Consider the following 14629-nt stretch of genomic DNA (forward strand, 5'->3'; position numbering starts at 1 on the left):
TTTTGTTTAGTTTATTCAACTGCCTGCTTGTGGCCTTTCATAATCCACACGTAGTAAAGGGCGATTAACAGGACCATAACGGCAAGCATTAAATACAGATTTGCGTAGCCGAGTGAGACGGCAATAATGCCAAGCGATGCTGTACCGATGGCCATACCCGTATCATAGAAAGCGAAAAATGTGCCTGTCGCATAGCCGCTTCGGTGCTTATCCGCTGATTGGATGGCAAGCGTCTGAAAGCTTGGCAGCAAAGTGCCGTAGCCAAGGCCGACTAACGCACCTGATAAGAGGAGCATCCAAGGCGATTGCGTAATACTCAATGAAAACAGCCCGATGGCAAACATGATGCAAGAAGGAACGATAACGATATGCGGTCCTCTTGAGTCGAATATCCGCCCGCTGAATGGCCGCACCACCAGCATGGCGATTGCATAAACTAAGAAGAAATAGCTGGCCGTTTTCAGCAATCCTAATGATTCCGCGTAAACAGAGATGAAAGAAACAATGCTTGCATACACAAAGGAAACAAAAAATCCAACGCTTGCGATAGGCATCGCCTTTGTTTCAAGAAAGTCATGCAAAGACAGTTTGCGTTTTCCTTCGCGCAGCACCGGTGCCGTTTCTTCCACCCGAACCGCTAAAGCACAGAAAAAGCCGATCACCATGATGACGCTAAAAATAATAAAGATGGATCTTGCTGCCATGAAAGGCTGCAGCGTTAACGCAATGAAAGGGCCTGCGACAATCGCAATGTTCATTGCAATGCCGTAATAGCCAAGCCCTTCCCCGCGCCGTTCCGGCGGGACAATATCGGCAGCGATGGCTCCCCCAACCGTCGTCATCAAACTGAACCAAATCCCATGGAAAAACCGCAGTCCCAATAAGAGTGCAAAATCATCTACAACCACATAGAAAATAGTGCTGACTGCGAACATCAGCACACTGAGGGTCAAAATCCTTCTTTTTCCGTACTTCTCCAAGATCATTCCGGCAAAGAAGCGCATGATAATAGCAGAAACCAGGAATACGGAGACCGCCATCCCGCCTTGGCTCGCTGTCCCGCCAAGCTCGTTCATGACGTAAATTGGCAGGAACGTCAGCAATGCATAAAATACGGTAAAAATAAAAAATGTACTAATGGAGATATTGATAAAACTTCTTGTCCAAATTGGTCTTTTTTCAGTCATTGCTTCCATCCTTTTCATATTCTGCTGCATTTCCTATTTTCTTCAATAACTCGATCAGCTGCGCTTGTTCACCTTCTGAGAGCAGCGAAAGCAGCCGCTCTTCCACTTCCAAAATGCGCTTTTCAATTTTAGGAACTGTATTTTTTGCGCGGTCCGATAAAAATACGATACGTTCCCGCTTATCAGCGCCTTCTTTCCGTTCAACCCAACCGCTTTCTTCAAGCCTTGCTACGGTCCTGGTGATGGTCGGAGCTTCCACATTCAAATATTGCCAAATTTCCTTTTGCGTCATAGAACCAAATTGCTTGATACAAAAAAGGATTGACCATTGGGCACTGTATAAATCGAACTCTTTAAGTGCTTCATTCACTTCTTTCACAGAAAGCCGAGATTTTTGATGAATTTCATGGAACAGTAATTTTTGCATCGTCATCCGCCCTTAAATTACTTACTTAGGTAAGTATATATGAATTCTGTGCTTTTGTATAGAGAACAAAACAAAGCCTTTCCTCGCAGAAGTGCAGGAAAGGCTTTGTTCAACACGCTATTATTAAATAATGATCCCTTGTTTTTTTGCGTCAAACATCAGTTCATCACGGAATTTCGGATGCGCAATTGAAATGAGGCGCTTCGCCCGTTCTGAAATGGAGACGCCGTGCAAGCGGGCCATCCCGTATTCCGTCACGATGTTATCTACATCATTTTTGCCTGTAGTGACGATCGATCCCGGAGTCAATTGAAGGTTAATGCGGGAAATCTCATCGTTCTTCGCGGTCGACGTCATGCAAATATAGCCTTTGCCGTTCTCGGCAAAACGGACACCGCGGGCAAAGTCGATTTGGCCGCCGCTTGAAGAATAGTATTTGCCGCCAACGGTTTCAGATGCACATTGGCCAAACAAGTCGACTTCCGTTGTAGCATTGATGGAAACGATGTTCTTTTCCAAGGCAATTTCCCGCGGATCGTTGACAATGCTTACCGGCAAGAATTCGACAACCGGGTTGTCGTCGATGAAATCATACAGTTTCTTAGAACCGTATGCAAAAGTCGCGACGATTTTTCCGGGATTTGTGAATTTGCGGGTGCCGTCTACGGCTCCCGCTTCTACCAAATCCACAATGCCGTCTGGCAGCATTTCGGTATGGATGCCCAGATGGCGGTGGTCTTTCAGCATGCTGATGACGGCATTCGGAACAGAACCGATGCCAATCTGCAGCGTATCGCCGTCTTCGATGTCTTCAATAACGGAAGAAGCGATCAAAAGATCTTTATCTCCAATCGGCGACGCTTTTTCTTCAGTCAATGGCGCGTTATGTTCCACATACCCCGCAATTTGGCTAATATGGATTTGGTTGCGCCCATAAGTTCTCGGCATCTGGTCATTCACTTCGACAATGAACGGAACTTTTCCAACAAATTCAGAAACATAGTCGGCTTGCGTGCCCATTGTGAAAAACCCGTGCTCGTCCATTGGCGACACGACTGTCATCATCATCGACATCTTGGTCACTTTTTGCAGCATGCGCGGGACTTCATGGAAGTTATTCGGCACAAGCTCCATTTTTGCCTGTTGATAGACCTTCCGTGTAGCGCCGCTCAAAAAATAAGAAACGTGCTTGAGCCCTTCGTACGCGCCTTCAATGTAAGGGCGGTTGCGAAGGGCCAGCATTTGATGGATTTTCACGCCTTGCAGCTGGTCTGCGTGTTCTTCCAATATATCAAGCAATTGGATCGGTTCGCCGTTTGCGATCGGAATGATGATATCTGCCCCTTGATCGATTAAGCCAACCACTTCTTGTGCACTCAATTTTCTAGTCATTTATTGGTTCACTCCCGACTGTCTGGATGTCTAAATTTTATCACATTTCCTTTGGCGCTCCATAAAAGCAAAATAGCCATTCTATTCAAAAAAAGACCGTCATTTTTGATGACGGTCCCGTTTTGAAAGTGTGAAAATAAGCCCTGCAATTCCAAAGAGGGCGAGCAATGCCCAAAGGATTAAAACGATAATGGAACCCATTCCATAATCTCCGCTTGAGTTCGCATATATTTGCAGAACAAAGAAAGCGATGCTGATAAGCGCGATAACCGCAAAATAGATAATCCGTGTTTTAACCGTGAAATTTTTCATAGCGATGCTCCTTCATGTATCGTGTCGTCGTTCCAAATGCACTTTCGTCGAGACTAATGCCGCCAACAAGAAAAGTTCAAATGCATTGGTTGCTGCTGAGCTCTCTACTGGGATGGGAACTGCGCTGCCGATCGTCATCACTACCGCTCCCACCAGCATCCATTTCCATCCACGCCTTTTCCAAAGAATCGCTCCTGCTGCAAGAAGCACGACAGAAACCAGCAATACCATAATAGGCGGGCCGGATGCCGGATCGGCAGACACATAGCGCAAAACGCCGTATTCTTTTTCAATCATGAGCTCCATGCCTATCGTTTCCAGCAGCAGTTCAGCAATAATCAAAGCGGCAGTATAGAAAATCGCTGCGATGCCGACAATCCTCTTTCTGCTCCATTCTACTCCAGCTTCATGCAAGGCACCATAAGAAAACAACACTAAAGCAGGCGTCAAGAAAGCATGGCTCCAAAAACGCAGCAAGCTCAAGTTTTCAAGAAGCGGGCCTTCGCCGATGAATTTTCCAAGGGCGATCATGCCATTGTCATAGATTAGCCCAAGCAGGACGAGATAGATGAATGACATGAAATTCCACGAACGCTGCCGCCGGAGTCCCCCTATCACAAGCCCCATATAAGCAGCTGTAAATAAAAAATAGAGAAGGGTATCCATATGCACCTTCCTTCCGAAAAGTGGGTGTTACTTTACCATTCACTAAACGGAAGGCCTTTAAACAATGGATGCTTTTGGCCCCTCCTCTATGCTGTTTTATTTCAGGACGAACTTCGTTTGGCTGAATCCTTCTTTCGATTTCTTCACTTCCAGAATAGCAGGGATCGCCGCTTTTAGTTCCTGGACGTGTGAAATGACGCCGATCATTCGGCCTGACTTCTGCAAATCGATCAGCGTGTCGATCGATTTGTTCAATGACTCGTCATCCAGCGAACCGAAACCTTCATCGATGAACATCGTATCGATGGCGACATTGCCTTGGAAACTTTGGATAACATCTGCCATGCCGAGCGCCAGGCAAAGCGAAGCATTGAATTTTTCGCCGCCGGATAAAGTTTTCACGTCGCGTGTTTGCCCCGTATAGGCATCATAAACGTCCAACCCGAGGCCGCTCTGTTTGCCTCTTGCTTCTTGGCGGTCGCTCCGGATCAAGTAAAACTGGCCATTGGATAGGTTCTTCAGTCGTTCATTCGCTGAATGGATAATCTGTTCCAAGTATTCAATCTGCAAATAGCGTTCAAATGAAATCTTCAGCTGATTCTGTCCACGGACCATATCATACAAATCAGCGACCCGGTTCATCTGCTTTTCCATTTCAGCGGCTTGCCTAGAAGCTTTGGAAATGTTGTCCGACAGCTGACTGATCTGGAGCCGGCATTCTTTCGCACGGTTCCACGTGGCCAAGGAGTCTTCATAGGCTTGCTTCAAGTGGGCGAGTTCCGCTTCCATTCCTGGCAAATCCGCTTTCGCTTTTCCGTCGAGTGCTTCCTGCAATTCCTTCACTTGCTCGCGCAATGTATAATGGCTTTGCTTGAATTCCTGAATTTCATTCTTTAACGCCGTTTGCTGCTGGTCAGATAATTTCGCTTGCTGGTACGCTTCCGCTGATTCGAAATCCGATTTCTGCAGCGCTTCTTTAAATTGCTGTTCGGCTTTTTCTTTTTTCAATCGAATTTCTTCTGCCGCTTCTTTCGTGTGCTTGGCAGTGATCACAGCCGTTGCCTGCCGTTCTTTCGCTTCCTGCAACTGCTGCTGCACTTTTTTCCAGGCCTCCGCCAGTTCGGTTTTCAAGGATTTCACGGTGCGTATTTTCTTTTCCAGAATCTCTAAATGCTGCAGGCCTTCCGGAATCGCCAATAGGCTTTGTTCAAACACAGCAGCGGCTGTCTGGAAAGATGCAGCCAATTGCTGCGCTTTTTCTGCAGCTGCATTTTTGCCGGCTTCTAAAGCTTCCACTTTTTCTGTTTGGAGATTCAGTTGTTCTTTCAGGAAACGAAGCTGCTTTTTATCGGCGGACAAGGCTGCTACTTCCAGCTCCAATGCTCTTCTTTCTTTCTCCGCTCCCTCATATGCAGAAGCTGCATCTTCCGCCAGTTCTCCAAACTGGGCTGCAATGCCCTTTTTCAAAGTTAATTGTTCTTCCAAGGCATTCAATTTGGCGGCCGCATTTCGGTATTCTCCGTCTGCTTGGCTGAATTCCGCTTTTGCCGCTTCCAGCTCTTCTTTCGTAACTGCCGAGTGATGGGCTGCTGAAGATTTCTGCGGATGTTCGGTGCTTCCGCACACCGGGCAAGCTTCCCCATCATGCAAAGAAGCCGCTAAAATTTGTGCTTGATTGGCTAACCAACCGTTCTCTAACGCTTGATAGGAGGCGTTCAATTCGGTGAACCGCTGCTCTTTTAATCGATGGGTCTGCTGCTGGGCCTGCCAGTCATTTTCTGCCGCAAGCCATTCCTTGAGAATGCGGCTTTGCTCCTTCAACGAATTCCATTCGCTGTTCTTCGCATCAAAAGGCTCGAGTTTCTGCTCCAAAGCTGCAGCGGCCTCGCCAAGCTGTTGATGCGCTTCTTTTTCCAATTGGAACTTCGAAGCCGCTTCCGAGAGGTTTTGTTGTGCCAACGCAACGGATGCTTCCATTGCTTTCAATTCCCGTTTTTTGCCATCGATTTCGCGAACGGACGGAAGGACATTCTCTAGCTGATGCAGCTCTTGGCTGATGTCTTCCCGCTCTTTTTCTTTTCCTTGCTCGATGGAAAAAGCATGTTCTGCATTTCCAAGTTGTGTGCTTGCCCGCGCTTCATCGTCGACCGCTCTTTCAAATGCCTGTCTTTTCGTCGTTTCATTAGCCTGCAATTCCTTGAACAGGTTTTCGCTTCCTTCAATCAAAGCGGCACGTTCCGCCTGCTGCAGCCGCCGTTCTTGATCAGCGATTTGCGGCAACTGCTCTTTCATCGCTTCCAAGCGCTTGGTTTTTTCTTCGAGCTCCTGCAAGCGGTCGTTCCATTTCTTCGCTTCATGGAATTCCGCTAATTTGCCGTCATGCAGCCCGTAAGCGGCCAAATATGCTTGTTCATCTTTTGCTGCTTTCTCTCCATAATAGACAGCTTCCTGGCGAAGCGCATTCAGTACTTGATTGACATTGAAATGTTCGCGTTCCAGCAGTTCAAATAGCTCAGAATCCCGTTGCGGCAGGACGGATGCAATTCCGTTGATCAAGCTTGCAAGCGCGTGCTCTTCGTATTGGTAAGCTTTAGCCGCAGCATCTTTTCGATGCTTCAAGCGTTCGCTGATCATTTTATACGGTTCCGTTTTGAAGATTTTCCGGAGGATTTCTTCTTTATTGTCTGTTTCGGAAGTGAGGAGCTTCCGGAATTCACCTTGCGGCAGCATCACAATCTGGCTAAATTGGTTTTGCGACAAGCCGATGATTTCTTCTACGCGGCGGTTGATTTCCGAGACGATTTGCCGCTCCACGCAAGGCACTTCGCCTTTTTCCGTCACTTCGAAAAACTCATATTTTTCTCCTGTCGCGCTTTTATTGCCTTTTTTCACATGGCCCATCTGCCGGAGAATCCGGTAGACTTTCCTATGTATCTCAAATTCCATTTCAACGCAGGTATGGGTCCCGTCTTCTGCAAAATCACTCCGCAGATTCCGCGTCTCGGCACGGTCCGAACCGCTTGCAGCACCGTAAAGCGCAAAACAAATGCCGTCAAAGATAGTCGTCTTCCCGGATCCTGTGCTTCCGGAAATGACGAATAATTGATTGCCTTTCAAATCGGCAAAATCAATGGTCTCGGTATGTTTATATGGACCGAACGCAGTCAGTTTTAATTTCAAGGGACGCATTTACTTCACCCCCTCTTTCTCATTAGTTTCTTCGCGCAGAAATTCCTGCAGCACGTCTTTGAAAATCGCTTCTGTTTCTTCTGACGCCCGTTCGCCTTTCACTTCCTCGTAGAATGCATTGAATAAAACCAGGGGGTCCATTTCCCGGCGCGAACCCGAATCGCTTTGTTTTGAAACTTGCCCGAAATGTTTGCGCTCTACATGCATCGCATTCGGATAGACGGAACGGATTTTTTCCATTGGGTATAAAATCGGCGTCTCATCAAGCAATTTCACAAAGACATAATCTTCATTGATTTCGTGAATAAGTAGGTCTTCCATAAAGCCTTCTACTGTCCGAAGGTCTCTTTTCGGTTCGAGCAGCCTTTTTTCAACGAAAACGGCGCCAACTGCATCCATCTCCACAACCAAAAACCCTTTTTGGTGATGCTCTTCTGAAATGGAATATTTCATAGGAGACCCTGCATAGCGCACGGTTTCATTCAAGACATAATGGGCTTGGTGCAAATGGCCGAGCGCTGTATAGTGGAACGGGTGAAAATGCTCGGCTGCCACGTGTTCAGCTCCGCCAATGGATAACGGGCGCTCTGAATCGCTCGTATTTTCCTCCGGCTCTCCATGAGGCGTAATGAATGCATGGCCGACTGCAATATGGCGAGCACTTGAATCCATGGTGCTGCGGATTTTTTCCGTAATGGCCTTCATCGCATCGTTATGCGAACGGATTTCCGGATTATCATGGGCATAGCGAACTTGGGACGGATCGGCATACGGGATCAAATGAATATGCACCGGCCCGAATGCATCCTGCAAAACGACAGGCGCTATCTCCGCATTCATCTGCCCGACAATGTGAATGCCATTCGTCTTCATCAACCGGCTGCCAAAATTCAGGCGTCCCGGACTGTCATGGTTTCCAGCGACAGCAAAAACCGGCGTCTTCAACTCCAAAACAATTTTCGCCAGCACTTCGTCCAAGAGATTGACGGCATCTGTCGGCGGAACCGCGCGGTCATACAAATCCCCTGCAATAATAACGGCATCCGGCCGTTCCTCTTCTATTGCCGCGATAAATTGATCAAGCACATGGCGCTGGTCTTCGGTCATGGAAACGCCTTGCACAAGCTTCCCTAAATGCCAGTCGGCGGTATGGAAAAACTTCATAAAATGAGCCCCTTCCTTCAAATAAAAGAATATATGTTCGTTCTATTATACACGAAAACACATTGCTTGTTTCCCTTAAACTTATGGGATATAATAAGAACAAATGTTCGATTAAAGGAGTGAAAACGATGAAAGCACAGATACTTAAAGCGTTTAAGCATCAGCAGCTTGTGGATATGATGTACATGGCGAATGATGGCACAATCAGCAAACGGCGCGTCAAGATTTTAAAAGTCAGCGGCGAATCCTTCCAAGCCTATTGCTTTCTCCGGCATAAGAAACGCACGTTCAAAATGGAGAATGTGCTTTCATTGATTCCGGTAACGCAAAAAGAACGCCTGATCATCTGAGCGGCTCCAACTATGATAGACTGGAACAAATGTCTATTTTGGGAGGAATCGAAGATGAGATTAACCGTTTACCTTGCTGGAGAAATCCACAACACGTGGCGCGAAGAAATCAAAAAGAAATCCCTTGCCCTAGATTTGCCGATCGATTTTGTCGGCCCGATGGAAAACCACGACCGATCCGACAATATCGGCGAAGAAATTTTAGGCGAACAGCCGAATGCCGTATTCAAGGACGCAGCCGCATCCAGTTTCAACAATTTACGGACGGGCGTCTTGATGCAGAAAGCGGATCTGGTCATCGCGCTCTTCGGCGAACAATACAAACAATGGAATACCGCCATGGATGCGAGTTCAGCTCTCGCTTCCGGCAAACCCGTCATTTTGATTCGTCCGGAAAAGCTCCATCATCCACTGAAAGAATTGTCGCAAAAAGCGAATGCCACGGTCGAAACCGTCGACCAGGCAATCAAAGCATTGGCTTATATTGTTGAATAAGCAAAAAACCTATCCGCACGTAGGATAGGTTTTTTGTTTTGGCTGATGCTAGGGCTGGATGTGGTCGGGCGGCGTGGAAATTCGGTGAACGCGCGTATTTTCATCTGAACGCGCGCATTTTTCGTTGAACGCGCGTATTTTTTTCTGAACGCGCGCATTTCTCCATGAACGCGCGCATTTTTCACTGAGCGAGCGCATTTCTCCACGAACGCGCGCAACCTGAAAAAGCTCACCTGAAATTCCATTTCAGCTCAATAAAAAAAAGCCCCAAAGGGACTTTTTTATTGATACCATGCACCGACGATCGGGTAATCGAACTTTTCGTTGTTCAATGCGCGGATAATGCCCAAAATCGGTACGATCAAAGTAACGATGCCGAGTACAATTAGCATTGGAATACCGATCAGCACGATCACCAGCAAGCTTGAAACGAACAACAAGACGCCCATCACCAGTTGGAACAGCAACGCCTGAATGGACAGTTTTTTCACTTCTTCATCATTCGATACAAGGAACACGATAAACGGCACTAAAAACGGTGCGAAAAACGCGCTCGCGTGAACAAGAATTTTCATCCCTGTGTTTTGCATACATTTCATCTCCAGTCTTTTTTCTATTACTTTATTATACGGCCCAAGAGATGAATGGTTTCAAAAATCAATAAGAATTTATTTTCAAGACCACTTTGCCGAATTGCTTGCCTTCTGCGAGATAATCGAATGCTTGTTGGGCTTCTTCCAGCTCAAAAACGCGGTCCACAATCGGGTGCATATCAAATTTTTCGATATGCAAAAGTAAGTTCCGCAATTCTTCCCGGCTGCCCATGGTCGAGCCAAACAATTGGTATTGGCCGTAGAAAAATTTGCGCAAATTGAAATCCACATTGTCTTCTGTCGTTGCACCGAAAATGACGATGCGTCCGCCCGGCTTTAGCACCTCCAGCGAACGATTGAACGTTGCACGCCCGACACTGTCAATGACCAAGTCGATCGTTTCATCTGCCAGTTCCTTTTCCCAATCGCTATTGGAGTCAATTGCTCTATCCGCTCCAAGTTCCAGCGCACGCTTTCTCTTTTCTTCACTCTGGGAAGTCACGATCACGCGTGCTCCTATATTCTTGGCGTATTGGATCAAGTAAGTTGCGACTCCGCCTCCAGCGCCCGGAATGAATAACGTATCGCCCGCTAACGTTCCCCCTTTCGTAAAGAGCGCCCGAAATCCAGTCAGTCCTGCCAATGCTAACGAGCCGGCTTCTTCCCAGCTCAAATGGGCAGGTTTTTTCTCGACTTGCTCTGCAGATAAAGCGATCTTTTCGGCAAAAGTCCCATGATCCGGCATTCCAAGAATGTCAAAGCCCTTTGGCGGTGCTACGCTATTGTCATACCAACGGAGTGCCGGATTGATGATGACCTCATCTCCAACTTTAAAGTCTTTTACGCCTTCCCCTACGGATTCAATGACGCCCGCTCCGTCCGAACCGATAATGAGCGCCTCCGGTTTATTCCCCCATCTTTTAGGCAACCCTAAATCACGCCGGTTCAACCCAGCGGTGCAAAGCGCTACCACCACTTCGCCGCGTTTTGCTTTCGGTTCTTCCATTTCTTTTAGTCTGAGTTCTCCGGATTCAATGACAAATGCTTTCACTTGTTTCACCCTTTCCCATCGGTAAATAAAAAAAGCCATAGTCCCCCATGACCTTATCTCATTCTGATAGTAGTTTATCACGTTTGTTCATAAAACCATGCGCCTTGTTCCTTCTCCCTTATGCACTCACCGCTATGCCGCAGAAATTCCAGATGCGCCAGCGTTTCGCCTACGGCAAAACGCATTTCGTGGACCGTTAATGGACGCTTAAAGAGGCGTTCGCATATTTGATAAACCGTAGAAGGTGTCTTGGTCATCTCTTTTGTTTCATCCAACCGCTCTTGATGATGCTTCACCAATTCTTCTATTCGCGCATTCGCTCCGTAAAAAGGGCGTCCGTGGGAAGGGATGACAAAATCCGCGTTCAGTTCCTTTATTTTATCCAAAGAGGCTAAATACAAGGCCAACGGATTTTCGTGTCCGTGGAACCAATAGGAAATATTCGGTGTGATTTTCGGCAAGATGTGGTCTGCAGAAAATAATACATTTGCTTCTTTATTATAAAAGCAGACCATGCCATCCGAATGTCCCGGCGTATGGATCACGTCGTATTTATACCGCCCAATCTGAACCTGTTCGCCTTCAGCCAAAAAGCGGTTGACCTTTGGCAAAGGTTTGACCAGCGGCTGGAAGTCCGCTGTGTTCTGCATCATCTTCTCCGCCGTTTCCCGCGGCACTCCAGAAGCGCTGTAATGGTTCGGCATCGTATCCATAAATTCAGGTTTCCAAGAAACATTTCCCAATTCAGCATCAATCTCCGACATCCGCAGCTGTGCGCCGGTTTTCGCTTGAAGCCCGCCGGCATAGCCGAAATGATCCGGATGATAATGGGTGATGAGAATCGTCTCGATCCGTCTATCGCCGATTCGTTCATCCCAAAACCCTCTCGTTTCGCTATTGTTTAATCCGGCATCGATGATCGTCCAGCCATTTTCTGATTCTGCCATAAAGCAATTGACATGATTTAATCTGAACGGAAGATTCAGCCGAATTGATTCGACCCCTAATTTCTCAAGCATCCAATCTCTCCTCTGTTGCTAAGGCTTCAACACCAATTTTCCGATCGTCTGCCTTCCTTGCAGCAATTTATGCACTTCTGCCGCTTTTTCCAGCGGATAGGTCCCCCCAATCGTCAATTCCAATTGGCCGTTCTCCATATATTCCAGCAATTCTTTGAAACTCCGTTGATAAAGTTCAGGCTTCCTCATAATTTGCGGCAGGAAAAAGCCGATAACTGATTGATTTCGCTTCATCAACTGTCCTGGATGGAAGCTCGCTTGTTCGCCGCTCGCCGCACCGAAAATAACCAGCCGTCCAAAAGGCGCCAGGCATTTCACGGTTTGGTTGAACACCTCGCCTCCGACCATTTCCAAAGCGACATCAACGCCTTTTCCGCCGGTAATTTCCTTGATTTTTTCAACCCAGCCCTCTTCAGAATAGTTCACCAGATCCGTTGCGCCCATTTTTTCTGCATGGGCCAACTTTTCCTCAGTACTGGCTGTGGCAATAATTTTCCCTGCTCCAAAAAGTTTAGCGAGCTGGACGGCGATGGCGCCTACTCCACCTGCCGCAGCGTGGACTAATACGGTTTCCCCCGCTTCCAAGCGGCCCATCGTTTTTAAGATATGATATGCACTAAGCCCTTGCAATGGCAGCGCCACCGCCTGCTCAAAATCGACATCGTCCGGGACAGGCGTTAAAATCCGTTCGTCGACCGCAACATATTCCGCATACCCATTTGATTCGATCAACGCCACGACGCGCATTCCTTCTTTAAAACGCTGCACTTCTTCGCCGACTGCAGCAATCACGCCCGCCACTTCTGACCCCGGAACATATGGAAGCTTAGTCGGCACCACATATTTCCCTTCGCGGCGTGCTGTATCTGCATAATTGACGCCGATTGCTTTCATTTCTATTAAGACTTCATTGGCTGCCGGCTCCGGTTTTTCCGTTTCCACCCATTTAAGCACTTCCGGTCCGCCGTATTGTTCAAACTTGATTTGTCTCAAGAAACTTCCCCCTTATGAAATATACTATTCTGCTTCCAGCACGCTTTCTGCAATGCTGCGCTTTGTCTGCATGCCGCATGAACGCTGCAGACGGCTAAGTTCCCCTGTGACCATCAAGACATAATCATGGGCTGTCTTTTCGGAAACCGTCGCTTGCACCATTTTGCGCGCCGCCATTTCCACTTCAAGGAGCGAGTCATCAATCAACGCTTTGGTCAAATCCACTTTTAATGCGTGCTTTTCTTCACCGTCTTTCGCGACAGCTTTTGCTGTCCGCAAAACAGCAGATTCTGCTGCGTATAAATGCAAGCCGATATCCGCCAATTTCATCAGCACTTCCTGCTCTTCACTCATACGTGGGCCATAATTTTTAAAGGCAAGTCCCGTACATAGCAAAAACACTCTACGCATCGCCTGTACGGCTTCGATTTCCCGGGAAATAACACCAATGGATCCCACTTTAGGCGCTCGAATTTCTGCGGCCGCCTGCTTAATCAATTCTTCTAAATCGACTTGCCCTTTGCCGTATGCTTTCAGCAAATTCCCAGGAATCATTAGCCGGTTGATTTCATTGGTTCCTTCGAATATCCGGTTAATACGCGAATCCCGGTACATCTGTTCAATCTTATATTCTTTGATAAATCCATAGCCGCCATGCAGCTGAAGCGCTTCATCTGCCACATAATCCAACGTTTCTGACCCGTAGACTTTGCAAATTGCGCATTCAGTGGCATACTCCATCAAGCGTTTCGCTGTCAGCCCCGTATCTGCTGAGTCATATAAACCGCCTAAAGCTTCTTCCAAATACCCAGCTGTCCGATATTGCAGCGATTCGGATGCATAAATTCGTATCGCCATATCGGCAATTTTTTCTTGAGTTGCCGTAAATTCTGCAATCGTCTTGCCAAATTGCCGGCGTTCTTTCGTATAGTTCAAAGCCAGTTCCAAACCGTATTTCGCAGCACCCATGGTGGCAGACCCTAAATTATAGCGCCCCAAATTCAATACATTCAGGGCGATAACGTGCCCTTTCCCTACTTCGCCCAATAAATTTTCAATAGGAACTTCGCAATCTTCGAAAATCACCGCACGTGTGGATGATCCTTTAATCCCCATTTTCTGCTCTTCTGCCCCAAGCGACAATCCCGGGAAATTCTTTTCGACGATAAACGCCGTGAAATACTGGCCGTCCACTTTTGCATAAACGATGAACGTATCCGAGAAAGCGGCATTGGTAATGAACATTTTCGTGCCGTTCAATACATAATGGCTGCCGGCGTCATTTAACTTAGCCACCGTCTGAGCCGCTAGCGCATCCGATCCCGCATTCGGTTCCGTCAGGCAGTAGGCACCGATGTATTCCCCAGAAGCGAGTTTCGGCAAATACTTTTGCTTCTGCTCCTCGTTTCCGAAATAAGTGATCGGCAGCGTCGCGATGCACGTATGATTGGAATGCGCCACCCCGTAGCTTCCAGCTGACCCCAGCACTTCTCCGACCAAACCTTTGCTGATTTTATCCAAACCGAGCCCGTCGTATTTTTCGGGAATGCTGTGCGCCAGTAAACCAAGTTCTCCAGCTTGATCAAGCAGCGTTTTGACTACTCCAAAATCCTGGCTTTCAATTTTTTCATTTAAAGGCCGAACTTTGCTTTCCAGGAATCGCTTGGCGGTTTTCGCAATCATCTTATGTTCTTCTGTAAAATCCTCCGGCGTAAAAATCGTTTCCGCTTCAGCAGGCTGATACAGGAAACTTGCTCCGCGGTAAGTGATTGTATGCTTATCCATTGAAAT

14 protein-coding genes are annotated in these 14629 nt (G+C 47.3%); 2 read left to right on the forward strand and 12 right to left on the reverse strand.

Annotation, left to right across the window (positions count from 1 at the left end; genetic code table 11):
• Nucleotides 1-11: 11 nt before the first annotated feature.
• The 7 genes from MTR82_RS13625 to MTR82_RS13655 form a co-directional block, all read right to left on the reverse strand.
• On the reverse strand, nucleotides 12-1187 hold the full coding sequence (locus MTR82_RS13625) for an MFS transporter (protein WP_246809487.1): 1176 nt from the start codon (nucleotides 1185-1187) through the stop codon (nucleotides 12-14).
• A complete protein-coding gene (locus MTR82_RS13630; protein ID WP_052653428.1) occupies nucleotides 1180-1614 on the reverse strand; it encodes a MarR family winged helix-turn-helix transcriptional regulator in 435 nt (144 codons plus the stop codon). The genes MTR82_RS13625 and MTR82_RS13630 overlap by 8 nt, the downstream gene beginning before the upstream one ends.
• 123 nt (nucleotides 1615-1737) lie before the next feature.
• On the reverse strand, nucleotides 1738-3006 hold the full coding sequence (locus MTR82_RS13635; RefSeq protein WP_246809488.1) for an acetyl-CoA hydrolase/transferase family protein: 1269 nt from the start codon (nucleotides 3004-3006) through the stop codon (nucleotides 1738-1740).
• Between the two features lie 99 nt (nucleotides 3007-3105).
• On the reverse strand, nucleotides 3106-3318 hold the full coding sequence (locus tag MTR82_RS13640; RefSeq protein ID WP_246809489.1) for a hypothetical protein: 213 nt from the start codon (nucleotides 3316-3318) through the stop codon (nucleotides 3106-3108).
• A gap of 12 nt (nucleotides 3319-3330) precedes the next feature.
• Complete coding sequence (locus MTR82_RS13645; RefSeq protein ID WP_246809490.1) at nucleotides 3331-3984, reverse strand: hypothetical protein; 654 nt, start codon at nucleotides 3982-3984, stop codon at nucleotides 3331-3333.
• Between the two features lie 96 nt (nucleotides 3985-4080).
• Nucleotides 4081-7173, reverse strand: a complete 3093-nt coding sequence (locus MTR82_RS13650) for an AAA family ATPase (RefSeq protein WP_246809491.1) — start codon at nucleotides 7171-7173, stop codon at nucleotides 4081-4083.
• Entirely contained in the window at nucleotides 7174-8337 is a 1164-nt protein-coding gene (locus MTR82_RS13655; RefSeq protein WP_246809492.1) for an exonuclease SbcCD subunit D, read from the reverse strand.
• Nucleotides 8338-8465: 128 nt separating this feature from the next.
• Between MTR82_RS13655 and MTR82_RS13660 the strand changes: the two genes are divergently transcribed.
• Both MTR82_RS13660 and MTR82_RS13665 read left to right on the forward strand, forming a co-directional pair.
• Nucleotides 8466-8687 carry a hypothetical protein gene (locus MTR82_RS13660; protein WP_052653439.1) on the forward strand — a complete coding sequence of 74 codons (222 nt, stop codon included), beginning with the start codon at nucleotides 8466-8468 and terminating at the stop codon, nucleotides 8685-8687.
• Nucleotides 8688-8741: 54 nt separating this feature from the next.
• Nucleotides 8742-9182, forward strand: coding sequence for a YtoQ family protein (locus tag MTR82_RS13665; RefSeq protein WP_246809493.1), 441 nt, complete (start codon nucleotides 8742-8744; stop codon nucleotides 9180-9182).
• A 281-nt stretch (nucleotides 9183-9463) separates the two neighbouring features.
• Here MTR82_RS13665 and MTR82_RS13670 read toward each other — a convergent pair whose 3' ends face one another.
• The 5 genes from MTR82_RS13670 to MTR82_RS13690 form a co-directional block, all read right to left on the reverse strand.
• Nucleotides 9464-9772: a DUF4870 domain-containing protein gene (locus tag MTR82_RS13670; RefSeq protein ID WP_052653442.1), complete on the reverse strand. Its 309-nt coding sequence runs from the start codon at nucleotides 9770-9772 to the stop codon at nucleotides 9464-9466.
• Nucleotides 9773-9839: 67 nt separating this feature from the next.
• Nucleotides 9840-10826 carry a zinc-binding dehydrogenase gene (locus tag MTR82_RS13675; RefSeq protein ID WP_246809494.1) on the reverse strand — a complete coding sequence of 329 codons (987 nt, stop codon included), beginning with the start codon at nucleotides 10824-10826 and terminating at the stop codon, nucleotides 9840-9842.
• Nucleotides 10827-10903: 77 nt separating this feature from the next.
• Nucleotides 10904-11845 (reverse strand): MBL fold metallo-hydrolase, encoded by a 942-nt coding sequence (locus tag MTR82_RS13680; protein ID WP_246809495.1) that lies wholly within the window; start codon nucleotides 11843-11845, stop codon nucleotides 10904-10906.
• 18 nt (nucleotides 11846-11863) lie between these two features.
• The gene (locus MTR82_RS13685) at nucleotides 11864-12838 is read right to left on the reverse strand and encodes a quinone oxidoreductase family protein (RefSeq protein ID WP_246809496.1); all 975 of its coding nucleotides are present in this window, start codon (nucleotides 12836-12838) and stop codon (nucleotides 11864-11866) included.
• Nucleotides 12839-12862: 24 nt separating this feature from the next.
• Nucleotides 12863-14623: an acyl-CoA dehydrogenase family protein gene (locus tag MTR82_RS13690; protein WP_246809497.1), complete on the reverse strand. Its 1761-nt coding sequence runs from the start codon at nucleotides 14621-14623 to the stop codon at nucleotides 12863-12865.
• Nucleotides 14624-14629 lie beyond the last annotated feature (6 nt).

It is taken from the genome of Planococcus ruber, from assembly GCF_022819085.1.
Taxonomy (GTDB): Bacteria; Bacillota; Bacilli; order Bacillales_A; family Planococcaceae; genus Planococcus; species Planococcus ruber.